This is a genomic window from Flavobacterium gawalongense (assembly GCF_007097265.1).
GTDB lineage: Bacteria > Bacteroidota > Bacteroidia > Flavobacteriales > Flavobacteriaceae > Flavobacterium > Flavobacterium gawalongense.
Window position 1 is genome coordinate 18060 of the sequence record NZ_VJZP01000005.1, and the last position, 23955, is coordinate 42014.

Annotated in this window: 18 protein-coding genes; 10 read left to right on the forward strand and 8 right to left on the reverse strand. The window is 35.4% G+C overall.

The window, feature by feature from the left end:
* Window positions 1-139: 139 nt before the first annotated feature.
* The 4 genes from FNW38_RS04360 to FNW38_RS04375 all read left to right on the forward strand — a co-directional run bounded on the left by FNW38_RS04360 (window position 140) and on the right by FNW38_RS04375 (window position 6514).
* Window positions 140-1000, forward strand: coding sequence for an MBL fold metallo-hydrolase (locus tag FNW38_RS04360; RefSeq protein WP_144064598.1), 861 nt, complete (start codon window positions 140-142; stop codon window positions 998-1000).
* A gap of 74 nt (window positions 1001-1074) precedes the next feature.
* Window positions 1075-2700 carry a S8 family peptidase gene (locus tag FNW38_RS04365; RefSeq protein WP_144064599.1) on the forward strand — a complete coding sequence of 542 codons (1626 nt, stop codon included), beginning with the start codon at window positions 1075-1077 and terminating at the stop codon, window positions 2698-2700.
* Window positions 2701-2886: 186 nt separating this feature from the next.
* Window positions 2887-4497, forward strand: a complete 1611-nt coding sequence (locus FNW38_RS04370; RefSeq protein ID WP_144064600.1) for a S8 family peptidase — start codon at window positions 2887-2889, stop codon at window positions 4495-4497.
* Between the two features lie 142 nt (window positions 4498-4639).
* Complete coding sequence (locus FNW38_RS04375; protein ID WP_143386933.1) at window positions 4640-6514, forward strand: M1 family metallopeptidase; 1875 nt, start codon at window positions 4640-4642, stop codon at window positions 6512-6514.
* 69 nt (window positions 6515-6583) lie between these two features.
* On the opposite strand, the gene FNW38_RS04380 is transcribed toward FNW38_RS04375, so the two are convergent.
* Entirely contained in the window at window positions 6584-7522 is a 939-nt protein-coding gene (locus FNW38_RS04380) for an L-threonine 3-dehydrogenase (protein WP_143386934.1), read from the reverse strand.
* 314 nt (window positions 7523-7836) lie between these two features.
* Here FNW38_RS04380 and FNW38_RS04385 point away from each other — a divergent pair, with 314 nt between their 5' ends.
* Entirely contained in the window at window positions 7837-8454 is a 618-nt protein-coding gene (locus tag FNW38_RS04385) for a hypothetical protein (RefSeq protein ID WP_144064601.1), read from the forward strand.
* Window positions 8447-11812: a transcription-repair coupling factor gene (mfd, locus tag FNW38_RS04390; RefSeq protein WP_143386936.1), complete on the forward strand. Its 3366-nt coding sequence runs from the start codon at window positions 8447-8449 to the stop codon at window positions 11810-11812. The genes FNW38_RS04385 and mfd overlap by 8 nt, the downstream gene beginning before the upstream one ends.
* Before the next feature lie 70 nt (window positions 11813-11882).
* Here the strand turns inward: mfd and FNW38_RS04395 are convergent, their stop codons facing one another.
* From FNW38_RS04395 to FNW38_RS04405, 3 genes are all read right to left on the reverse strand, one after another.
* Window positions 11883-12539: an aspartate kinase gene (locus FNW38_RS04395; RefSeq protein ID WP_035669162.1), complete on the reverse strand. Its 657-nt coding sequence runs from the start codon at window positions 12537-12539 to the stop codon at window positions 11883-11885.
* A 107-nt stretch (window positions 12540-12646) separates the two neighbouring features.
* Window positions 12647-13006, reverse strand: a complete 360-nt coding sequence (locus tag FNW38_RS04400) for a YraN family protein (RefSeq protein WP_144064602.1) — start codon at window positions 13004-13006, stop codon at window positions 12647-12649.
* Between the two features lie 727 nt (window positions 13007-13733).
* Window positions 13734-14630, reverse strand: coding sequence for a S66 peptidase family protein (locus tag FNW38_RS04405; RefSeq protein ID WP_235890147.1), 897 nt, complete (start codon window positions 14628-14630; stop codon window positions 13734-13736).
* A 233-nt stretch (window positions 14631-14863) separates the two neighbouring features.
* Between FNW38_RS04405 and FNW38_RS04410 the strand changes: the two genes are divergently transcribed.
* The 3 genes from FNW38_RS04410 to amaB all read left to right on the forward strand — a co-directional run bounded on the left by FNW38_RS04410 (window position 14864) and on the right by amaB (window position 18701).
* Window positions 14864-15949 carry an endonuclease/exonuclease/phosphatase family protein gene (locus tag FNW38_RS04410; protein WP_143386939.1) on the forward strand — a complete coding sequence of 362 codons (1086 nt, stop codon included), beginning with the start codon at window positions 14864-14866 and terminating at the stop codon, window positions 15947-15949.
* Between the two features lie 41 nt (window positions 15950-15990).
* Window positions 15991-16521, forward strand: coding sequence for a 3-hydroxyanthranilate 3,4-dioxygenase (locus FNW38_RS04415; protein WP_143386940.1), 531 nt, complete (start codon window positions 15991-15993; stop codon window positions 16519-16521).
* 626 nt (window positions 16522-17147) lie between these two features.
* Entirely contained in the window at window positions 17148-18701 is a 1554-nt protein-coding gene (gene amaB, locus FNW38_RS04420) for an L-piperidine-6-carboxylate dehydrogenase (protein WP_143386941.1), read from the forward strand.
* Between the two features lie 117 nt (window positions 18702-18818).
* Here the strand turns inward: amaB and FNW38_RS04425 are convergent, their stop codons facing one another.
* The 3 genes from FNW38_RS04425 to FNW38_RS04435 all read right to left on the reverse strand — a co-directional run bounded on the left by FNW38_RS04425 (window position 18819) and on the right by FNW38_RS04435 (window position 21769).
* Window positions 18819-19313, reverse strand: a complete 495-nt coding sequence (locus FNW38_RS04425; RefSeq protein ID WP_143386942.1) for a DUF6646 family protein — start codon at window positions 19311-19313, stop codon at window positions 18819-18821.
* Window positions 19314-19358: 45 nt separating this feature from the next.
* Window positions 19359-20084, reverse strand: coding sequence for a metallophosphoesterase family protein (locus FNW38_RS04430; protein WP_143386943.1), 726 nt, complete (start codon window positions 20082-20084; stop codon window positions 19359-19361).
* 545 nt (window positions 20085-20629) lie between these two features.
* A complete protein-coding gene (locus FNW38_RS04435) occupies window positions 20630-21769 on the reverse strand; it encodes an ATP-binding protein (RefSeq protein WP_143386944.1) in 1140 nt (379 codons plus the stop codon).
* Between the two features lie 119 nt (window positions 21770-21888).
* Here FNW38_RS04435 and FNW38_RS04440 point away from each other — a divergent pair, with 119 nt between their 5' ends.
* On the forward strand, window positions 21889-22755 hold the full coding sequence (locus FNW38_RS04440; protein ID WP_143386945.1) for a DUF4382 domain-containing protein: 867 nt from the start codon (window positions 21889-21891) through the stop codon (window positions 22753-22755).
* A gap of 134 nt (window positions 22756-22889) precedes the next feature.
* On the opposite strand, the gene FNW38_RS04445 is transcribed toward FNW38_RS04440, so the two are convergent.
* Window positions 22890-23762, reverse strand: a complete 873-nt coding sequence (locus FNW38_RS04445; protein WP_143386946.1) for an aldo/keto reductase — start codon at window positions 23760-23762, stop codon at window positions 22890-22892.
* Between the last annotated feature and the right edge of the window lie 193 nt (window positions 23763-23955).

Below are 23955 nucleotides of genomic sequence, written 5' to 3' on the forward strand. Positions count from 1 at the left end.
AGCACAAAGATACTATATAAAAAGCTTTTTCCATAATTGATGCCATTTTTATAGCCAATGCCAAAATAGAAAAAAGTTATTTGGAATGAGTAATAGCAATTGAATTCCTTAACTTTGGTTCCTCTCAAAAAAGAAAAAAATGAAATTATATCCTATAGAAACAGGCAATTTTAAATTGGATGGTGGTGCGATGTTTGGCGTGGTGCCAAAAACCATTTGGAATAGAACCAATCCAGCCGATGAAAACAACTTAATTGATATTGCTGCTCGTTGTTTATTGATTGAAGATAACAACCAATTGATTTTGATTGATACCGGAATGGGAAACAAACAATCAGAGAAATTTTTTGGGTATTATTCGCTTTGGGGAACGCATTCGATGGATAAATCCTTAGCCAAATTTGGCTTTCATCGCGATGATATTACCGATGTTTTTATGACGCATTTGCATTTTGATCACTGCGGGGGAAGTGTGCAGTGGAACAAAGACAAAACGGGTTACGAACCGGCGTTTAAAAATGCTAAATTCTGGAGTAATGATAAGCATTGGGAATGGGCGACAAAACCTAATTTAAGAGAAAAACCCTCTTTTTTGTCAGAGAATATTTTGCCGATGCAGGAAAGTGGCCAGCTCAATTTTATCCAAAGACCGGAAGGTGATTTCCTTGAAAAATCGGAACTGGGTTTTGGTATTTTCTTTGCCGACGGCCATACCGAAAAGCAAATGATTCCGCATATTCAATATCAGGATAAAACGATTGTCTTTTGTGCTGATTTATTGGCAACAGCCGGACATATTCCAATTCCTTATGTAATGGGCTATGATACCAGACCACTTTTAACATTAGACGAAAAAGCAAAATTTATGAATGCTGCGGCGGATAATAATTACTATTTGTTTTTGGAACATGATGCGCATAATGAAATCATAACCGTTGAAAAAACGGAAAAAGGAGTTCGGTTGAAGGAACGATTTACTTGTGACCAAATCCTAATATAGTGTTAATACTGTTTATTTTTGTAACAAAAAGATATACTTTAGACCAATTTTGTAACTTTTTAAAAAACGTACACATGAATAGCATTAAACCCATTTACATTTCTGCTTTTGCCATTTTAGCTTTAGCAGGATGTGGCGCTTCAAAACAAGTTTCAAATACTTCGGCGGTAGTTGCCGTAAGCGCACCATTAAACATTAAAAAAAATGCACCAATAAATGAAAGTGATTTAAAACGCTGGAGTCATTTAGATATAGTAAAAGATACTATTCCGGGAATGAGTGTTGATAAAGCCTATTCCGAATTATTGAAAGGTAAAAAAGGAGTAACTGTAATTGTTGGGATTGTAGATTCTGGAGTGGATATCGAACATGAAGATTTAAAATCGGTGGTTTGGACCAATAAAAAAGAAATCGCCGGAAATGGAATTGATGATGATAAAAACGGATATATCGATGATATTCACGGTTGGAATTTCTTAGGAGATATCACCAAAGAAAATTATGAATATGAGCGAATTATTAAAAATAAAAACCTCGTAGACGAAAAAACGTATCAAGATGCTAAAGCCATAAGTGATAAAAAAACAGCTGATGCAACAGCTGGGAAAACGCGTTCGGAACAAATGTTAATAGCCCTAAATGAGAGTGATGTAACTCTAGTGAGACATTTTGGAAAATCGGTTTATACGATTGAAGAGGTAAAAGCAATTGTTTCACAAGAACCGGAAATGCAAAAAAGTAAGGCCGCTATGGAACAAATGTTTTCTTTTGGGATTCCTATAGCAGACCTGAAAGTTGCTGTTCAAAAACAACTTAATGGTTTTAATACAGTCTTAAATGGAGAAAATCTAAAAACTGACTACAGAAAAGTTTTGGGTGATAATCCAGAAGATATTACAGATACAAAATACGGAAACAATAATGTTATGGGTCCGGACAAGAATAGTATTCTTCATGGAACCCACGTTGCCGGAATTGTTGCTCAAACTAGAAACAACACAATGGGTGGTGACGGAGTGGCAAACAATGTTGAGATTTTAACCGTTCGTGCCGTGCCAGACGGAGATGAATATGACAAAGATATCGCTCTTGGTATTCGTTATGCAGTTGACAATGGCGCTAAAGTAATTAACGGAAGTTTTGGAAAAAGCTTTTCTCCTCAAAAACAATGGGTTTATGATGCTATCAAATATGCAGAAAAAAAGGATGTGTTGATTGTTCATGCAGCCGGAAATGATGCTAAAGACATTGACTTTGCGGATAATTTTCCAAATGATTCTGAGGATAAAATAACTGAATTTGCTGATAATGTAATTACAATTGGGGCATTAAATTTTGAATACGGAAACAAAGTGGTGGCACGATTTTCTAATATTGGAAAAATCAATGTTGACGTTTTTGCTCCAGGAGTGAAAATTTATGCCACTACGCCAAATGATTCTTATAAATATTTGCAAGGAACATCCATGGCGGCACCAAACGCTGCCGGAGTTGCCGCACTAATACGTTCGCATTATCCAAAATTATCTGCGCAACAGGTAAAACATATTTTGATGGATTCAGGAGTGGCGATTATAACAGATGTTGTTATTAGTGGAAAACCTAATGACACACGTTCTTTTGCTACCTTATCTAAATCAGGAAAAATAGTGAATGCTTATAATGCATTACTGATGGCTGAGAAAATGTCTAAAAAATAATAGTTCCAATTTATTTATAAATGGAAGGGCAATTTGTCCTTCCATTTATATTTTAACCCATATTAAGAACTCCTCTGATATTCATTCTTTTACTTTCGACCAAATCTTAATAGAGTGTTAATCCATTTATATTCTGTTGTAAAAAGACATAATTTAGGCCCTGCATTTAATTTTAAAAATTTATAAATGAACAATATTAAACCAATCTATTATTCTGCCGCTGCTTTTTTTGCATTAGTAGGATGTAACGCTCAAAAACAAGTTTCCAAAAGTACTGTGCCTATAGCAGTAAGTACTCCGTTGATTATTAATAAAGTTGCACCTATAAGTGATACAGATTTAAAGCGTTGGAGTCATTTGGATTTAATAAAAGATACGATTCCTGGAATGAGCGTTGATAAAGCGTATGCCGAATTATTGAAAAATAAAAAAGGAGTAAAAGTTATTGTGGGAATTGTTGATTCAGGAGTCGATATTGGTCATGAAGATTTGAAATCAGTGATTTGGACAAATACCAAAGAAATTGCCGGAAATGGCATTGATGATGATAAAAACGGATATATCGATGATATTCACGGTTGGAATTTCTTAGGAGATTCAGGATTTGAAAATTTAGAAATGACTCGTATTCTGAAAAAAGCGGATGATGGATCGGTGACATATAAAAATGCTAAAGCGGATTATGAAGATGAATATAAAGAAGCATTAGAAGGGAAACAACAAGTAGATTTTCTTTTAAACACCAATAAAATAATACAAACGTACTTAAAGAAAGACGATTATACACTTGAAGAACTGAATGCAATTGTTAGTACAGATGAAGTTTTGAATAAAAGCAAAATGATTATGACTCGAGTTATTGGGCAGTCAGGTCCAAAATTTAGTGCTGATATTGAGGAATACAAAAAGTACATTTACGACCAATTGAATTATAATTTGAACAAAGATTTTAATGGTAGAAAAGTTGTTGGCGATAATCCTGATGATATAAATGATACCAAATACGGTAACAATATTGTTTATGGACCGGATAAAGAAGAAGCATTGCACGGAACCCACGTTGCCGGAATTATTGCTCAAGTGAGAAATAACAATATTGGCGGTGACGGAGTTGCAAATAATGTCGAAATTATGGCTGTAAGAGCTGTTCCTAATGGTGATGAATACGATAAAGATGTTGCTTTGGCAATACGTTATGCAGTAGATAATGGGGCAAAAGTAATCAACGGAAGTTTTGGAAAAAGCTATTCTCCACACAAGCAATGGGTTTTTGATGCTATAAAATATGCTGAAAAGAAAGATGTTTTGTTTGTACACGCATCAGGAAACGATGGGAATGATATCGATCTAGAAAAAAATATCAATTTTCCAAATGATTCTGAAGACAATAAAACGGAGTTTGTTACTAATGTTCTTACTGTTGGAGCCTTGAATAATACGTACGGAGAAACGGTAGTAGCGCCTTTTTCGAATTACGGAACAATCAATGTGGATGTTTATGCTCCAGGAATGGAAATTTACGCATCAGTGCCAAATAACAAATACAAATACGAACAAGGAACATCGATGGCTTCACCAAATGCGGCTGGAGTTGCGGCATTAATCCGCTCGTATTATCCAAAATTATCAGCAGCGCAAGTCAAAAAAATTATGATGGATTCCGGGACGCCGCTACCAGCAACAGTTGAATTGGGAGAATCTCAAGAGAAAAAATCAATAGCTGATACTTCAAAATCAGGAAAAATGGTCAATGCTTATAATGCCTTGATTCTTGCTGAAAGAATGTCAAAAAAATAAATTAAATAGTTATTAATCTAAAGGAAGAGCGCTTGTTCTTCCTTTTGTATTAAAGAAATAATGAAATCGACAAGATTTAAAAATACAAATCCACATAAAGAATGACGATTCCATATTCCATTAAAAAAAATATTATCCTCGTATGAAAAAATTCCTTTTACTATCTTTTATCACACTTAATTTTGGGTCCCTATTTGCCCAAAGTTCTACTTATTGGCAACAACACGTCGATTACAAAATGGACGTTACGATGGATGTGAAGCATTACCAATACAAAGGAAAACAAGAATTGGTTTATACCAATAATTCTCCTGACACTTTAAGAAAAGTCTATTACCATTTATTCAATAATGCCTTTCAGCCCGGAAGCGAGATGGATGCCAGAATCCAAAGCATCAAAGATCCAGACGGAAGAATGGTGAACAAAATAAAAGTTGGCGATAAAGAAGTCAAAGAAAGCCGAATCAAAACTTTGAAACCGAATGAAATTGGGTATTTGCGAATCTCTAATTTCAAACAAGACGGAGTAGTTGCTAATGCAAAAGAGGTTGGAACGATTCTCGAAGTTACTTTGGCGAAGCCAATAGTACCGAATTCTAAAACCATTTTTACATTAGATTTTGACGGACAGGTTCCAATTCAAATTCGTCGTTCCGGAAGAAATAATGCCGAAGGCGTAGAATTATCGATGGCGCAATGGTATCCAAAAATAGCCGAATTTGATTTTGAAGGTTGGCATGCTGATCCTTACATCGCTAGAGAATTTCACGGTGTTTGGGGAAATTTTGATGTCAATATTACTATTGATAAAGCATACGTTTTAGGAGGTACTGGTTATTTGCAAAACAAAAACGAAATAGGTCATGGTTATCAAGACCAAGGGCTTGTAGTCTCTGTTCCAAAGAAAACAAAAAAACTGACTTGGCGTTTTACAGCGCCAATGGTTCATGATTTTACTTGGGCTGCCGATAAAAATTACATTCATGATGTGGTGAAAGGACCTAATAATGTTGATTTGCATTTCTTGTATAAAAATAATCCAAAATATATTCAGAACTGGAAAAGCCTACAACCTAAAACGATTCAGTTGATGGAGATTTACAACAAAACAGTTGGGGATTATCCATACAAACAATATTCCGTGATTCAAGGCGGTGATGGCGGAATGGAATACGCGATGTGTACTTTGATTTTGGGTCAAGGCGATTTCGAAGGTTTGCTTGGTGTAACCGCTCACGAAATGGCACATTCCTGGTTTCAACATGTTTTGGCTTCCAATGAATCAAAACACGGATGGATGGATGAAGGGTTTACCTCTTTCCTTGAAGATTTTGGACTGAATGAAATGGCAGATAAGAAAATGGAAAACCCATTTACGGGAGCTTATAAAGGGTATTCCTCGATGGCGAATTCCGGAAAAGAATTGCCTCAAACCACACATGCGGATCGTTTTGATGAGAATAGAGTGTACAGCATCACTTCTTACAGCAAAGGAGAACTTTTCCTGACACAATTAATGTATTTGATAGGAAAGGAAAATTTAATGAAAACCTTGAAAAAATACTACCAGGATTTCAAATTCAAACATCCTACGCCAAATGATATCAAAAGAACTGCTGAACGTATTTCAGGAGCAAATTTAGATTGGTATTTGACCGATTGGACGCAAACTACCAATACGATTGACTACGGAATAAAAGACGTAAAAGAAAATGCAGATAAAACTGTTGCAACATTAGAAAGGATTGGCAGAATGCCAATGCCAATTGATCTGACTGTTGAATATATGGACGGAACAAAAGAAAGTTTCTACATTCCGTTGCGAATGATGAGTTTCGAAAAAGAAAATCCGAATCCTTCATTAAAAAGAACGATTCTGAATGATTGGGCTTGGGCGTATCCAACTTTTGAATTTAGTATCTCGAAATCTAAAACTTCAATCAAGAAAATCACTATCGATCCAAGTGGATTAATGGCGGATCTAAAACCAGAAAATAACACGTTTGAAATAAAGTAAGGTTTTATTAAAATCAAAAAAAGTCTAGTTTTAAAGCTAGACTTTTTTTGGGGTTTGTTTTTTTGGGAACTATTTCAAATGCTCTAACATATCTACCGTCATTGATTCCAGATCAAATTTATGTTTCCAGTTCCAATCTTTTCTGGCTTCGGAATCATCAATACTCGCTGGCCAGCTGTCGGCTATTTTTTGACGAAAGTCAGGTTTGTAAGTAACAGTAAATTCAGGAATATGTTTTTTGATTTCGGCAGCAATTTCAGTTGGTGTAAAACTCATTGCGGCCAGATTGTAGGAAGAATGAATTTTAATTTGTTCAACTGGTGCTTGCATAATCTGTATCGTCGCAGCAATCGCATCATCCATATACATCATGGGCATTTTAGTTTCGGAGGATAAAAAGCATTCGTATGTTTTATCCGAAATTGCCTTGTGGAAAATATCTACGGCATAATCCGTAGTTCCGCCACCAGGAGGCGTAGACCAGCTAATTAAGCCGGGATAGCGGATGCTTCGCACATCGACACCAAAAATATTGTGGTAGTATTCACACCATCTTTCGCCAGCTTGTTTACTGATTCCATAAACCGTTGAAGGTTCCATGATTGTGTATTGTGGTGTGTTTTCTTTGGGCGTTGTTGGGCCAAAAACAGCAATACTGGAAGGCCAAAATATCTTTTTTATTTTTTTTGCTTTCGCCAAATTCAAAACATGAAACAAAGAATTCATATTTAAGTCCCAAGCAAAAGCTGGATTTTTCTCGGCAGTAGCCGATAATAATGCCGCCATTAAATAGATTTCATCGATTTGGTGAATCTCTACAAGATGCTCAATTTGATTAAAATCCAGCGCATTTACTACTTCGAAAGGACCCGAATTGACAACGTCATTATTCAGTTTTCGAATATCAGAAGCAATTACGTTTTCTGTTCCGTATATTTTTCGCAACTTATGGGTAAGTTCTGTTCCAATTTGTCCGCAAGCGCCGATAATCAATATTTTAGTACTCATTTTGTCTGTTTTGAAATACAAAGATAACGTTTTCGTAAATAACACAAATTTGATGTAAAAAGTTATAAATTTACTAAAATAGTGTTTAAAATGGGTGTAAAATTCTTAATTTTTTGTTTTTTTAAATACAAAAAGAGCTTCAGGAATATTAGATTGTTATTCCTATGCCGTAATTCGTAATTGTAAATTTACTTTGTAACTTTGTACTTTAATGAAAATTCAAATGAAATGAGCATAATGGTAATTTTATGCTAACAAGATGGAAGATGTATGCGAATTACATGCGACCATTAAAAAACAATAAATAGCTACACATGAAATACAATATAACGGTCTTCCTTTCTCTGATTTTCATTTTGTTCTCGTGCCAAAATGACAATCAAAAACGCATTGCCGAAAATAAGAAAGAGATCAAAAAAAGAGAAATCATATTTAAAAACATAGAAAAAGGCTGGGTTTTTTACGACACGCCTATAACGGAGGCTTCTGAAAAAAGCATCGCTACCTGGAACGAATTGCGTATGTTTTTGGCTGAATTAGCTCAAAAACCAAAAAAAACCATTGGAGCATTTCAACAAAAATCGAAAGCACTTTCTAAAAAAGCAATGGCCTTAAATGAGAATATTCCTTTAGAGTTTAATAAACCTCAGATAAAAAGTAGAATTTCGACGTTAATCACTAAAGTACGATTGTTGGATTTATTCATTCATTTGGATAATATTCCAGATAAAAAAGTGACGCAGTTAGTTGCGGAAATTAATTTGGAATTGGTTTCCTTACAAAGACAAATGGACAAAATTGTAGAGAAAAGCAAAATTCCTGTTGAAGAAGGAGAATCTGACTTATTGAAAATGATGGATACTGCAAGAGCAATTCCTAGTACGCCTATTCCTAATACACCAATCGACCCAAATCTGCCACGCGTTGAGTAAAAAAGCCTTATATAGTATTTACGATAATTCGCCAAAAACCCAGCAAATAGTTACTCGTTTATTGGAAAATAATCAAGTAAAAATGCATCTTTCGGGATTACTCGGATCAGCACTTTCATTTGTAATTCGTTCGATTTTTAAGAAATCAGAACTTCCTTTTTTGGTTGTTTTAAACAATAAAGAAGAAGCCGCTTATTATTTGAACGACCTCGAACAGATGGTTGGCGACCAGGATGTCTTGTTTTATCCTGGTTCGTATCGTCGCCCGTACCAAATTGAAGAAACTGATAATGCGAATGTTTTGCTTCGCGCCGAAGTCCTAAACAGAATCAATTCCCGCAAAAAACCGGCGATTATTGTCACCTATCCCGAAGCATTATTCGAGAAAGTGGTGACTCGAAAAGAATTGGATAAAAACACACTGAAAGTATCCGTTGGAGACAAAATTTCTATCGATTTTATCAATGAAGTATTGTTCGAATACGAATTCAAAAGAGTTGATTTCATTACGGAACCCGGAGAATTTTCGGTTCGTGGTGGAATTGTTGATGTGTTTTCGTTTTCGAATGATAATCCATACCGAATTGAGTTTTTTGGAGATGAAGTGGAGAGTATCCGTAGCTTTGATGTTGCGACCCAATTGTCGATTTTACAACAGAAGAAAATTACGATAATTCCAAATGTGGAGAACAAAGTTTTTCAGGAAAACCGAGAAAGCTTCTTGGATTATATTTCAGAAAAAACGGTTGTTTTCATTCAAAACACCGAAGATTTTTTAGCTCAATTAGACAAACAATTTGCCAAAGCCGAAGAAGCTTTCGCAAAATTATCGCAGGAAATAAAACGTGCTGCACCGGAACAATTGTTCTTGAATCAAACGGAGTTTATAAAAAGAGCCTTAGATTTTTCAATTGTTGAATTGAGTTCTAAAGCTATTTTTAGAACCACCAAAAAATTCGAATACCACATTCAGCCGCAACCGTCGTTCAATAAGCAATTTGATCTGTTGTTGAATAACCTGAATGAAAATCATTTCAATGGCTACAAAAATTATTTGTTTTGTTCCAATGAAGCCCAAGCCAAACGTTTTCATGATATTTTTGAGACTTTGGACGAAGCGAATTCTGAAAACATTAGAAAACAATATCATACCGTTGTTTTGCCTTTGTACCAAGGTTTTATAGACGAAGAAAACCAAATTACCTGTTATACGGATCATCAAATTTTTGAACGCTATCATAAATTCAGCATTAAAAATGGGTATTCGAAAAAACAGAATATTACTTTAAAAGAATTGACGACGTTATCCGTTGGCGACTATGTGACGCATATTGACCACGGAATTGGGAAATTTGGAGGATTGCAAAAAATACAAGTCGAAGGCAAAACACAGGAAGCAATCAAACTTGTTTATGCTGATAATGATATTGTGTATGTGAGTATTCATTCGCTGCACAAGATTTCAAAATACAACGGAAAAGACGGAACGCCACCCAAAATTTACAAATTGGGTTCGAATGCCTGGAAGATTTTAAAACAAAAAACCAAGGCACGCGTCAAACATATTGCATTCAATCTGATTCAGTTGTATGCCAAAAGAAGACTCGAAAAAGGATTCCAGTTTGCACCCGACAGTTATTTGCAAAATGAATTAGAAAGTTCGTTTATTTACGAAGATACACCGGACCAAACCAAATCAACCCAAGAAGTAAAAGCGGATATGGAAAGCGACCGCCCAATGGATCGCTTGGTTTGTGGTGATGTAGGTTTTGGTAAAACTGAAGTCGCTATTCGTGCTGCTTTCAAAGCGGTGGATAACAGCAAACAAGTCGCCATTCTGGTTCCTACGACAATTTTGGCTTACCAACATTATAGAACTTTTACGGAACGATTGAAAGACATGCCGGTTTCTGTTGGCTATTTAAACCGTTTTAGAACAGCCAAACAAAAAGCGGAAACCTTAAAATTATTAGCCGAGGGAAAACTTGATATTGTTATTGGAACACACCAATTGGTCAATAAAAATGTTGTTTTCAAAGATTTAGGATTGTTAATTGTGGATGAGGAACAAAAATTTGGGGTGAATGTAAAAGACAAACTCAAAACCATTGCGGCCAATGTCGATACACTGACTTTGACAGCAACCCCAATACCGCGAACATTGCAATTTTCATTAATGGCCGCACGTGATTTATCAGTAATTACAACGCCTCCGCCAAACAGATATCCAATTGAAACGAATGTAGTTGGCTTTAGCGAAGAATTGATTCGGGATGCGATTTCGTATGAAATCCAGCGTAACGGACAGGTTTTCTTTATCAATAATCGAATAGAAAATATCAAGGAAGTCGCGGGAATGATTCAGCGTTTGGTGCCAAATGCCAAAGTTGGAATTGGCCACGGCCAAATGGAAGGAAAAAAACTGGAAGAATTAATGTTGGCTTTCATGAACGGAGAATTTGATGTTTTGGTCGCTACAACCATTATCGAAAGTGGATTGGATGTTCCCAATGCGAATACTATTTTCATCAATAATGCGAATAATTTCGGATTGTCTGATTTGCATCAAATGCGGGGTCGGGTAGGGCGTAGCAATAAGAAAGCATTTTGCTATTTTATTTGTCCGCCGTATTCAGCGATGACCGAAGATGCAAGAAAACGAATTCAGGCTTTGGAACAGTTCAGTGAACTCGGAAGCGGATTTAATATTGCGATGAAAGATTTAGAGATTCGTGGTGCCGGTGATTTATTGGGAGGCGAACAAAGTGGTTTTATCAACGAAATTGGTTTTGATACCTATCAAAAAATCATGAATGAAGCCATCGATGAATTGAAGGAAAATGAATTTAAGGATTTGTATCCTGAGGAAAACAATTTGGAAACCAAAGAATATGTAAAAGACCTGCAAATCGATACCGATTTTGAGTTGTTGTTTCCAGATGAGTATATCAATAATGTTTCGGAACGTTTGAGTTTGTATAATGAATTGGGTGCTATAAAAGATGAGGAAAGCTTAATTGTATACGAAAATAAGCTGATTGACCGTTTTGGACCTTTACCAAAACAAGCGGTTTCTTTATTGAACAGCATTCGGATTAAATGGATTGCTACTCGCGTAGGAATTGAAAAACTTGTGATGAAACAAGGCAAAATGATCGGTTATTTTGTTTCGGATCAACAATCTGATTATTACCAATCGAATCGTTTTCAAGACGTATTGCAGTTTGTGCAAAAACACAATGGTATTTGCAAAATGAAAGAAAAACAAACGCCGAATGGTTTGCGATTGTTACTTACTTTCGATAATGTAAAATCAATTCGAAAAGCGTTGGAGTTGATGGAGTTGTTTGGAAAGTAGATTTTAATGTTTTACAAAGCTTCCAGCCTTTTGAAGGCTGGAAGCTTTGTATATTGATTATCAAATTTTTCTAATTCTTCAAATCCTTAATTACTTTAAAAGCGACATCTACTTCATTTTCGCTTACCAAAATTGTAAACTCATTTGAAGTCGAAATTACTTCGTTAATGATAATTCCTTCCCAAGCCAAACGCTGAAAAATGAAATAGTAAATACCGGGAACTACGATATTTTCTTTAGGTAATTTTACCGTAATCGAAGCCAGATTGTCCAGTTTTTGAATCAATTTTTCGTTGGCAAAGTGCTTGTCCACTAAATGGTTTATCGTATTACTTACCACAATATTGGTTTCGTTTACGCCTCTTGATGAGGTATAAAAAATGTCTGGGAAAGCATTCAAATCGGTAATTAATTCAGCTTGTTTGTTTAAAACGGTATCTGATGCTGCAAAAGTATAATCGGTTAGTTCAGAACGAACTGTGATTTCTCCGATGTTTTTTATTACTTTATTTATTTTATGATTTAATCTAAAATCCAACTCTTCCGTAAGTCTTTTTAGAGACATAACGACTGCTCCTTGTTTTACTTCTTTACCAAATTCAGATTCCAATTCTGTCATTATATTTCGGGACAAGGAAGTCAAATTAATGATTCCAAGAGATAAAGCATTTAATAGAAAAGGCTTTGTTTTGATGTAATTTTCTACAATGGATGAAACAGTTTTCATAATGTATTAGGTGTTTTTACGTAGTTTTTACTTAGTTAGAGTGTCAAAAATCTCTGCAAAGATAGATAAAAAACAATTTGTTACAAATATAACATTGGTTTTTTTTGTTAAAAATGATAAAAAGCATCTATAAGGTGTTCAATTACAAAAGATTTGCCTTCTTTATGGATGGCAATGATGTCAAAACGGACTTCAATATCGATATTTTTGTAAATTACGTATGCATTTACGGCTTTTACGAGCAGTTGAATTTTTTTTGGTTTTACAAAATCCTGTGGTAAACCAAATTCCAAGGATGAACGGGTTTTTACTTCAACAACGGCGAGTATGTTTTCTTTTTGGGCAAGAATGTCAATTTCAGCCTTTTGGAAAGTCCAATTGGTTTCAAGTATAGTATAGCCGTCTTTTTGCAGGTATTCTACAGCCATTTCTTCTCCAAATTTTCCCAGTTCATTGTGTTCAGCCATAAAAAAGTGTTCAGTATTCAGTCGCAGTATTCAGTTCGTAAACATCTGCATCAAAAATCGTTAATCAACAATCAGCAATCAAAAAAGTATTCAGTGTTCAGTCGCAGTATTCAGTTCGTGAACATCTGCAATCAAAATTCGTTAATCAACAATCAAATATTCAGTATTCAGTATTCAGTATTCAGTGTTCAGTCGCAGTATTCAGTTCGTGAACATCTGCAATCAAAAATCGTTAATCAACAATCAGCAATCAAAAAAGTATTCAGTGTTCAGTCGCAGTGTTCAGTTCGTGAACTTCTGCAATCAAAAATCGTTAATCAACAATCAGCAATCAAAAAAGTATTCAGTGTTCAGTCGCAGTATTCAGTTCGTGAACATCTGCAATCAAAAATCGTTAATCAACAATCAGCAATCAAAAAAGTTTCAGTGTTCAGTCGCAGTATTCAGTTCGTGAACATCTGCAATCAAAAATCGTTAATCAACAATCAGCAATCAAAAAAGTGTTCAGTGTTCAGTCGCAGTATTCAGTTCACAAACATCTGCAATCAAAAATCGTTAATCAACAATCAAAAAAAGTGTTCAGTGTTCAGTCCCAGTATTCAGTTCGTAAACTTCTGCAATCAAAAATCGTTAATCGACAATCTTAAATCAAAAAAAGTGTTCAGTCGCAGTGTTTAGATCGAAAAACTTCTGCAATCTAAAATCGTTAATCAACAATCAATCTTTTTTATTCAAAAATAACGCTACTAGAATTTTCATTCAAATGCATAGTTACTTTACTTCCCAAAATCAAGGCTCTGTTATCATGGATATGTCCCGCCGGAAAATTATAAATAACAGGAATGTTGTATTTTTTAGTGACATCATCTATAATTTCAAGAGCATTTTTTCCCCAAGGAATATCATTGTCTTTCATTTTTGACATGGATCCGACAATAATTCCCTTAATACTTTCCAGGCAACCATTGCGTTTTAAGTTCATCATCATACGATCAATATGATATAAATATTCGTCCAAATCTTCTATAAACAAGATTTTATCGGCACAATCTATAGCCGATTTGGAACCAAATAAGCTATACAAAATAGATAAATTCCCGCCAACCAATTCACCGAAAGCATCACCAAATCGATTCATTGTATTTGGTTCAATCGCATATTTTAAGGATTCCCCAAACATGGCTACTCGTAAGGATTCAATGGCTTCAGGGGTTGCTTTTGGGATACTGATGGGCATAATACCATGTATAGATTTGAAACCCATCGTATTCAAATGATTGTGCAAAACAGTGACATCGCTAAAACCAATAATCCATTTTGGATTTTGTTTAAAGTTGGTAAAATCCAATAAATCAACCATTCGTACCGTACCATAACCACCGCGAACACACCAGATTGCCTTAATGTTTGGATTGTCTAATTGTTCCTGGAAATCGGCGGCACGTTGTTCATCCGTACCCGCCAATTGATTATCATCTAAACCAATACTTTTTCCAATGACGACTTCCAATCCCCAACTGTGTAACAGATCTATTGCAGGTTTAAGGTTGTCGTCTATGTTTTTTCTGGCTGTTGCCAAAATGGCTATCGTGTCTCCTTTTTGTAAAATAGGTGGTGTTATCATTAGTGTATGGGCTTGAGAATTGAAAGATTGGAAAACAAAAATAAGAAATAGGAATTTATATAAAACATAATTTCTGTTTATAAAAGTAAATCGGGTAGCATGCATATTTGTTGCTTTTTTCTAAAACAAATATAAGCAATTACAAAATAGTTTTAAGTTCCGTCTTCAAATGACTATTTTTACAATAAACGACACCATTAGGAATCACATTTATGATCAAAAATAAAACACATATGAAAATTACCCATCTGATTCTGTTATTGTTTTTGTTTTTTCCAATGATAAAATCGGACGCTCAGCAAAAGAATTATCTGATTCATACGGTTGCATTTTATAATTTCGAAAATCTATACGATACAATAAATGATGCGAATACTCGAGATGATGACTGGGTTTATTCCTCAAGCTATTACAGGAAAAAAATTAGTAACATAGCAAGAGTTATTTCAAAAATAGGAACAGGAGAGAATCCTAATTCGCCAACAATTATAGGTTTGGCAGAAGCTGAAAATAGAAATGTTTTGGAAGATTTAATCAAAGATCCTCAAATAGTCAATAAAGATTATGGAATAGTACATTTTGAATCGCCAGACAGAAGAGGTATCGATTGTTCTTTTCTATATCAAAAGAAATATTTTAAACCTACCAGCTATGCAAACATTCCATTGCTGATCTATGAAAAAGACACAAGACCAATTAAGAGAAAAATACTGGAAGACGATAAAGAGGATAGTAATGAACCAGATCAAACTACAAAAAGAATTTATACTAGAGATCAAATCCTGTTAACAGGATTTCTTGATGGAGAAGAAATGAATTTTATAGTAAATCACTGGCCTTCAAGACGAGGAGGGGAAGCTATAAGTAGCCTATTAAGAGAAAAGGCTGCGGCATTGAATGTGAAAATTATTGATTCTTTGCAAAAATTAAATCCAGATGCTAAAGTAATTACTATGGGCGACTTAAATGACGGACCTTTTAATACTAGTTTAAAAAAGGTACTTAAAACAAAAGCAAATAAAAACGATGTTCAACTTTTAGGAATGTATAACCCAATGGAAAGCATCGCCAAAAAAGGAATTGGAACTATTGCTTTTCGAGACGCATGGGATGTTTTTGATCAAATAATACTGACAGAATCATTAATAAGAGCCGATTATTCGACCTATAAATATTGGAAAGCAGGCATTTATAACGCTCTATTTATGGTTCAAACAACAGGACAATATAAAGGGTATGGTTTAAGAAATACACCAACTGTTCCAGGATTTAGTGACCATTTTCCGGTTTATATTTATTTAATCAAAGAAAAACAATAGCATTTTTAATTTCATAACTTTACATTTAAAAATTAGAAAAAATGGCAATAGCAAAACCTTTCAACCTCAATAAATGGATAGATGAAAATCGTAATCTGCTTAAACCGCCAGTTGGCAATAGAAATTTGTACAGAGAATCCGGCGATTATATCGTCATGATTGTTGCGGGTCCTAATGCCCGAAAAGACTACCACTATAATGAAACGGAAGAATTATTTTACCAACTCGAAGGTTCCATAAAAGTGATTATTCAGGAAGATGGTGAGCGCAAGGAAATGGAACTCCATGCCGGCGATATGTACCTTCATCCTGCTAAAGTTCCACATTCTCCAGTGCGTTCCGAGGGTTCGATAGGTTTGGTGATTGAAAGAAAACGCGCCGGAAAAGGATATACTGATGGTTTATTGTGGTTTTGTGATAATTGCAATCATAAATTGCACGAAGTCTATTTTGAACTGCATAATATCGAAAAAGATTTTCTGCCTCATTTTGAACATTTCTATAATTCAGAAGCATTGAGAACGTGTGAAAAATGCGGAACTGTTATGGAAACCGACCCAAGATTTGTTTAATCTGAATTAATTTCAGATTCTCTTTGCTTGGTGTCGATCATTTCGATTGCAAGAGAAATGTCACCCTGAGCGAATTCGAATGGAGGAGCTATTTAGCTTCGCTGAATCTTCGATTTCCCGCTGTGCGTTATATCTTTTTTTCCCTAAAGAAAGGAGAAAAAGGATGCCACTTCCATCCTACCGTGTGGACACAAATTTTTATACATTAGAATAGAACACAGATTTGACAGATTAGACGGATTGTCACAGGTTTTTTTGATTATAACATGAAAAAGCCAACATGATTATGACATTTCGGGACACGACTTTTTTAATTAGAAAAGAACAAATTTAAATCTGTGTTAATTTGTTCGATCCGTGTTATCTGTGTTCTATTTTAAGATGTGTCCAGACGGTTAGACTTCCATCGGGGCTAAAAACCGTGCATCGGACCACTTTTTCATTCCGACGAAGGGGGAATCTCATTCGATGAATGCTTTCTAAAGAGCTTTCCGCTTGGTTAAAAGGACAAGTTTTGCAAAATTTTTGGATGTGAAAGAGTTAAATAAAAGCGGCAATGTTTAGTATTTCAGGTTAAAATAATATATTTGTAAAAAAATACAACAAATTTCAATAAAAAAGTTACAATGATAACAATAGTAGGTCAATTCGGAATGAAAGAGGCATTGGGGCAATTGGGTGTAAAAGCCATAAACGAAGGAACATCAACAGGAATAAACCATTTTTCAAACGGTGAAATTCTGGAAAGTTATTCGCCAGTTGACGGTCAATTAATAGCATCAGTAAAAACTTCAACCGCCGCCGATTACGAAAAAGTAATGCAAACTGCAACCGAAGCTTTTAAAACATTTAAATTGATGCCAGCACCACAACGTGGGGAAATCGTGCGTCAGTTTGGAGATAAATTACGTAAAAACAAAGAAGCTTTAGGCAAATTGGTTTCCTACGAGATGGGAAAATCATTGCAGGAAGGATATGGAGAAGTTCAGGAAATGATTGATATCTGTGATTTTGCAGTTGGATTATCCAGACAATTACACGGATTGACCATGCATTCAGAACGTCCGGGACATAGAATGTACGAGCAATACCACCCAATGGGCGTTGTTGGAATCATTTCGGCATTCAATTTTCCAGTAGCAGTTTGGGCTTGGAATACCGCTTTGGCTTGGATTTGTGGAGACGTTTGCGTTTGGAAACCTTCAGAAAAAACACCACTTTGCGGAATTGCCTGTCAAAATATTATTGCTGAAGTAATCAAAGAAAACAACCTTCCAGAAGGAATTTCTTGTTTGATAAACGGAGATTATAAAGTGGGTGAAATGATGACCAATGATAGACGTGTACCATTAATTTCAGCAACCGGTTCCACTCGTATGGGTAAAATCGTGGCACAAGCTGTAGCGGGTCGTCTTGGAAAATCATTATTGGAATTAGGAGGGAACAATGCGATAATAGTAACACCAGATGCTGATATTAAAATGACTGTTATCGGTGCTGTTTTTGGAGCAGTGGGGACGGCAGGACAACGTTGTACTTCAACTCGTCGTTTAATCATTCACGAAAGTATTTATGATAAAGTAAAAGATGCCATTGTTTCGGCTTACAAACAATTACGCATCGGAAATCCATTAGATGAAAACAATCATGTTGGTCCGGTAATTGACAAACATGCCGTTGAAATGTACAACAAAGCGTTAGAAAAAGTGGTTGCCGAAGGCGGAAAAATCCTTGTAGAAGGTGGCGTTCTTTCGGGTGAAGGATACGAAAGTGGCTGTTATGTAAAACCAGCGATTGCTGAAGCTGATAACAGTTTTGAAATCGTTCAACACGAAACATTTGCACCGGTATTATACTTATTGAAATATTCCGGTTCCGTAGAAGATGCCATTGCTATTCAAAACGGAGTGGCTCAAGGGTTATCATCTGCGATTATGACGAACAATTTGCGTGAAGCAGAACTTTTCTTATCCGTTACAGGTTCTGATTGCGGAATTGCAAACGTAAACATAGGAACTTCAGGTGCGGAAATTGGTGGTGCTTTTGGTGGAGAAAAAGAAACAGGTGGCGGACGTGAGTCTGGTTCTGATGCTTGGAAAATCTACATGAGAAGACAAACCAATACAATCAACTATACAACGAGTTTGCCATTGGCACAAGGAATAAAATTCGATTTGTAGGATAACAAATAATCATAAACTAAAAAAGGCCATTTGATAGTTACATTTCAAATGGCCTTTTTTTATTTTATAAACTGCTTCGTGAACTTCACGAGAAATCTTTGTGCTTAAACCATTCTACATATTAAACGAAGCACCAATATTAAAAGTAAATTGGTTGTTTAAATGATTAAAAACTTCAGAATTGCTGTCGTATTTTGCTATCGGGAAACCAGCTTCGGAATAAATTCCAAATCCTTCCGAAAAGAAATAGCGCATACCAACGTGTCCGCCAAAGTTTTTAAGCCCTAAATTCAATCCTGGATAAAAATCTAATTTCTCATCAACTTTTAAAACGTTTCCAAGATTAGCATTAATTCTAAATTTAGCATCAAAACGATCTTTGAATTCTGGTTTTTCGCCTAAAACTTCTTTTACGCCCAATAAATAAGATCCAACAAATCCGTACGATAAGTTTTCGCCAATTCCAAAATCAGTAGATACTTGAATTCCTGTTCCTCCGTTTTGAATATTAGCTCCTACATTAAATTTCGCATCGCCTTTTCCTTTAAAAGCTTGTGCGTTTATCAAACTAAATGACAGCAATAATGCCAGCGTAATAATCTTTTTCATACTCTTGAGATTTAATAATTTCTTGCAAAAATAGTTTTTTTTAAACTAATTCCTACCTTTTTCACTTGGATATAAAGTTGGTAAAGGTTCGCTCTGCCAGAATTCTTTTGTATCAACATCCATAATAGTTAAAGAACCTTTGAAAGCGGCGCCGGTGTCTATATTCCAAATACAGGCCATTTGAACCGGAGTGGTTTCGCCAATTCGAGAAACAGGCGTGTGACCAATGTAAATTTCATTGTATAATGTGAATCGTTTGGGATACAATAAATCATCGGATTTCATGTTTTTATCCAATGCCAAAGCGGTTTCCCACAAGGTTCTGTCCCAATAAAAAAGCTTTGGAAAATATTCGAAATCGATGCCATTCATATTGGTAAAACCGGCGTGAATAAACAAACGGTTTTGTTCATCAAGATAAAAATTTTCCAGTGATTGGAGGAATTCAATATGTCTTTTCTTGGTCTCCGCATTAGTTTTTTCATACGCAATAACCGTTGCTTCGCCTCCATGTTTGTACCATAAAAGATTGTCTTTGCTGTCGTTAAGCCAGTGCAGCAGTAATTCATCGTGGTTGCCGCGAATAAAAACACAATTGTTTTTGGCACTCAATTCAATTAAATAATCAATTACCTGAGGGGACTGGCTCCAGCCATCAACATAATCTCCCAGAAAGATTAAGGTATCTTTTGTAGTTACGTTGGCTCTTTCCATAATTTGGTGTAGCGCATGCAAACCACCGTGTATATCGCCTATGACGAGTGTTCTCATTTCTTATTATCTCAATTTGTTCTTTTACAAAAATAGCAGAAAAGAGGTTTGTTTTTATAATTTTTTTAAACTTCTAGCTTTCAATATAGTTAGAATGAATTGCCGTTGGTTTTAACCAACGGATAGGTAGGTTTTTATTGGTATTGACTTTAACCAAAACAAAGCGATATTTTGACTAAAGCCAATGAGAATTGCTTTTTTGCGTTCCGTTGGTTAATACCAAAGGCAATTCAAATCATAGTGAATCATACTTCTTATTCCGAAGCTAATGTGAGAGGTATAACATTAAATGGCATTATTCAAATTTTTATTTCAGTGCTGCAAAAAAATCACTGTTTTTGGTGATAGTTTGATAAAGTATTTTAGGTTATTTTTACCAAAACTTAAAACATATATAAGATGAATGCAGTTCTCGCTTTGTTGCTTCTATTGACCAGTTTTGTATGTCAAGTAATAAATGAAATTATAGTTTGGTTTGCGGCATTGTGGTCGTAAATACTTTGTAAATAATCTGTAATTTATTAAAAAGATTGCTTTTTAATATTTCACTGCACATCATATTTCATCTTTCTCAAAATTCGCAATGCTTCTTTAAACGATAAATATACTTGGTTGAAAGGTTTTAAAAGCAGTTTGGCATCAATCAGTTTTTGTTTGGCTTCTTCAAAACCGTTGAGGTAACAAATCATGAATGTCGAGGGTAAGTTCTCTAAATCTTTGTGTTCTCTTTCAGTTAACGAAAGTCCTTTTTTTAGTTTGTTCAGCAAAGCAATATTGGAATTGTAAATATGAAACAACATTTTCTTATTGAATTCCGGTGGCTGAAAAAGCATTTCCCTTTCAATTTTGTAATAACCATTATCATGAAAATGAATGGTTTGTTTCTCCAAAGGATAATAACTCGTTTTGTCATTTAAACCTAAGGGAACATATTCTATAATCGTGAAAGTGTCCTCGTCAAAAGTAATTTCGACAACATCCTGAGCCGAGTAAAACAGCTTGATTTGTTCGTTTATCAGTTCAATGTCAACACGGGATAAATAGGTTTTATCACGGGATTTTTTAGCAATTCCTGCCCAGCAAATCACGAATAATTCTTTAAAAACTTTATACTTTGGTGACATATCCTTGTGCCGAAAATTCATGAAATCGATCACGCCATCGAGCGTATATTTGATGCTGTTTCTAGAATTGTTTTCGATTCCAATAACAGTTTCTGTGTTCTGGTAATTCTTCTCGATTTCGCCTTCCACCGGCATTGTATTACTGCCTCGTCGTATAAAAACGGCATTGGCTGGAATAGTATGAATTCCTTTTTTGAAATGAGAAGTTTTGCTTTTTGGTTTGATGGTTACCAATCCTATCACTTTATCCTTTGGCAAATTTGGGAATGGTACATTCTCGTACTGAATTTTCGGAGGATTTTCAAGATATGCATTCACTAAATTCTGAATCCGGCTATCGTCAAAAAAGTCATCACCCACAATGGCATTGTCTTGGTCCTCAACTCCAACCACTATATAAGAATTATTAGTGGGATTCGAATTGGACAAGGCGCAAATGTGTTTGAGGAACTTGGCTTTTCCCTCTCTGGTATGTAAATTCAACTGACGCTTTTTGTCATAAAAACTGCTCTCATCATTGTGGGCAAGGAGGTTTTTTATAAGTAAACGTTTGTTAATCATTGTTAATGTTGATTATTAGATTTAGAAACGCACTAAAAGGAAATTTTCTACGTTTTAAATTTACTAATTTTGTACGTATAAAACTCACTAAAAATAAAGAACTAAAAAATACGAAAACCATGAAAAATATAAAATTTTACGTATTAGGCTTTTTTGCGATAACGCTGCTGAGTTTGTTTTTCACAAGGTGTGACAACAATGATTCAACAGGAACAGCAAGAGTTACCGTGAGACTGTTCGATGCTCCGGGAGATTATGACCAGGTGAATGTGGAAGTGTTGGATGTTTTGATAAAAAACAGTTCAGACCCCAGTGATCAGGGATGGGAAAGCATTGGAAATCTTCCCGAAGGAGGCAAAATTGTTGATTTGCTGACATTGAGAGGCGGAGTTAACGCTTTATTGGCAGATGACTTGGTCCCTTCAGGGAATTTGGGGCAAATTCGATTGGTGCTTGGTGATGATAATTCGGTATTGCTTAAAGGTGAAACTGTTCCAATTCCCTTGAATACCCCTAGTGCCCAACAATCCGGTTTGAAACTAAAAGTTAACCAAATCCTGGAGGCGGGCAAAACATACGATTTCCTATTGGATTTTGATGTGGATGGCTCTATCGTCAAAGCCGGGGGTTCCGGAATTTATAATTTGCACCCAGTTGTCAGGGTTTCCACGGTAGAAGCTTCGGGAGGTATTACAGGCAAAGTTACTGGTCCATTACTTACTAGTTCACCACTTGCATTCCCAACTGGGTTTGGGGTAGGGGTGTCGGCGGTAAAGGCAGGGAATGATCCCATTACGACAACTATGAATACGGATACCGGTGTATTTCTGTTACCCGGGCTTCCCGCAGGAACGTATACGGTAACATTAACCCCTAATACTCTTCCTACTCCTCCTACTGTGACATGGTCACAAACACCACAAATTATTACGGGAGTAGTTGTAAGTAACGGAGTAACGACTGACATGGGTAATTTTTCATTTTAAAAGAACTTTAGAACAAAAAACAGCTGAAAATACAGCTGTTTTTTTGTTCTAAAATAAATGGAATAGCGAATGAGAATTGCAGATTTATAAATTTAAAAGACACTCCAAAATCTGCAACCTGTCATCTGAAATCATTAAGGTACATTATTCCCCATACTTTCTGTCCAAATGGCAAACCAATCTTCTTGTTCCAGTTCTAATTCAACTGCTTTCATCAACGATTGAATTCTGGCCACATTTACTGTTCCGGCAATAGGAATAACTTTTGCAGGATGTTGTAAAACCCAGGACAGCAAAATGGTATCGGAACCCAAATGGTATTTTGAAACCAATGTCGCCAATAATTTTTTTAATCGGTGGGTTTGTGGAATATCTTCCCTAAAAACACATCCCAACGGATTCCATGACATAGGACGAATGTGGTTGGTTTGCATATAATCAAAACTTCCGTCAAGCATCGGTTCAAAGTTGGTAGCCGAAAATTGCACCTGATTGTAAGTGATTTCCGTTTTCTGACGAATCAATTCTGTTTGCGAAGAAGTGAAATTAGAAAGGCCAAAATCAATAATTTTTCCATCGGATTTTAGTTTCAAAACAGCTTCGGCAATTTCATCCGCCTGCATCAAAGGACTGGGTCTGTGAAGCAAAAACACATCCAGATAATCGGTGTGTAAATTTTTTAATGAATTTTCAACGGACCAAATAATGTAGTCTTTCGAATACTCATAATGTTTTATGGTATTGGTGCGATTTTCCGTCACCATTTGGATGCCACATTTAGATATGAGTTGCATTTTTTCTCTGGCTATTTTGCCGGAAGCAAATGCTTTTCCAAAATCAGATTCCGTGGTATAGTCACCATATATATCCGCATGATCAAAGGTGGTAATTTTGTTTTCTAAACAGATATTTATCATGTTTTCCATTTCTGTTGTATTGAGATTTTTATCCCAAATTCCCCAATTCATGACACCTGCTACAATAGGTGATAATTTTGTTTTACTCATGGTTTTTATTTTTTATTGAAATGCTTAATTCTTCGATTTCAAAGTATATTTTTCAAAGTTCTTAAAAATAGGTAAATTCTATCATAATTCATCCTTAAAATTAGGGCATTTGTCGAAGTTTTAACCATTTTTTAACATCTTACTTCTAAAAAAAAATTCAATTTGCACTCTCAAAAGTAAGGCATTAAACACA

What these genes read in the sequence shown, in the direction of transcription:
- FNW38_RS04360 (WP_144064598.1), top strand. Translation starts at nt 140, where the DNA reads ATGAAATTATATCCTATAGAAACAGGCAATTTTAAATTGGATGGTGGT.
- FNW38_RS04365 (WP_144064599.1), top strand. Translation starts at nt 1,075, where the DNA reads ATGAATAGCATTAAACCCATTTACATTTCTGCTTTTGCCATTTTAGCT.
- FNW38_RS04370 (WP_144064600.1), top strand. Translation starts at nt 2,887, where the DNA reads ATGAACAATATTAAACCAATCTATTATTCTGCCGCTGCTTTTTTTGCA.
- FNW38_RS04375 (WP_143386933.1), top strand. Translation starts at nt 4,640, where the DNA reads ATGAAAAAATTCCTTTTACTATCTTTTATCACACTTAATTTTGGGTCC.
- FNW38_RS04380 (WP_143386934.1), bottom strand. Translation starts at nt 7,522, where the DNA reads ATGAGTACTAAAATATTGATTATCGGCGCTTGCGGACAAATTGGAACA.
- FNW38_RS04385 (WP_144064601.1), top strand. Translation starts at nt 7,837, where the DNA reads ATGAAATACAATATAACGGTCTTCCTTTCTCTGATTTTCATTTTGTTC.
- FNW38_RS04395 (WP_035669162.1), bottom strand. Translation starts at nt 12,539, where the DNA reads ATGAAAACTGTTTCATCCATTGTAGAAAATTACATCAAAACAAAGCCT.
- FNW38_RS04400 (WP_144064602.1), bottom strand. Translation starts at nt 13,006, where the DNA reads ATGGCTGAACACAATGAACTGGGAAAATTTGGAGAAGAAATGGCTGTA.
- FNW38_RS04405 (WP_235890147.1), bottom strand. Translation starts at nt 14,630, where the DNA reads ATGATAACACCACCTATTTTACAAAAAGGAGACACGATAGCCATTTTG.
- FNW38_RS04410 (WP_143386939.1), top strand. Translation starts at nt 14,864, where the DNA reads ATGAAAATTACCCATCTGATTCTGTTATTGTTTTTGTTTTTTCCAATG.
- FNW38_RS04415 (WP_143386940.1), top strand. Translation starts at nt 15,991, where the DNA reads ATGGCAATAGCAAAACCTTTCAACCTCAATAAATGGATAGATGAAAAT.
- amaB (WP_143386941.1), top strand. Translation starts at nt 17,148, where the DNA reads ATGATAACAATAGTAGGTCAATTCGGAATGAAAGAGGCATTGGGGCAA.
- FNW38_RS04425 (WP_143386942.1), bottom strand. Translation starts at nt 19,313, where the DNA reads ATGAAAAAGATTATTACGCTGGCATTATTGCTGTCATTTAGTTTGATA.
- FNW38_RS04430 (WP_143386943.1), bottom strand. Translation starts at nt 20,084, where the DNA reads ATGAGAACACTCGTCATAGGCGATATACACGGTGGTTTGCATGCGCTA.
- FNW38_RS04435 (WP_143386944.1), bottom strand. Translation starts at nt 21,769, where the DNA reads ATGATTAACAAACGTTTACTTATAAAAAACCTCCTTGCCCACAATGAT.
- FNW38_RS04440 (WP_143386945.1), top strand. Translation starts at nt 21,889, where the DNA reads ATGAAAAATATAAAATTTTACGTATTAGGCTTTTTTGCGATAACGCTG.
- FNW38_RS04445 (WP_143386946.1), bottom strand. Translation starts at nt 23,762, where the DNA reads ATGAGTAAAACAAAATTATCACCTATTGTAGCAGGTGTCATGAATTGG.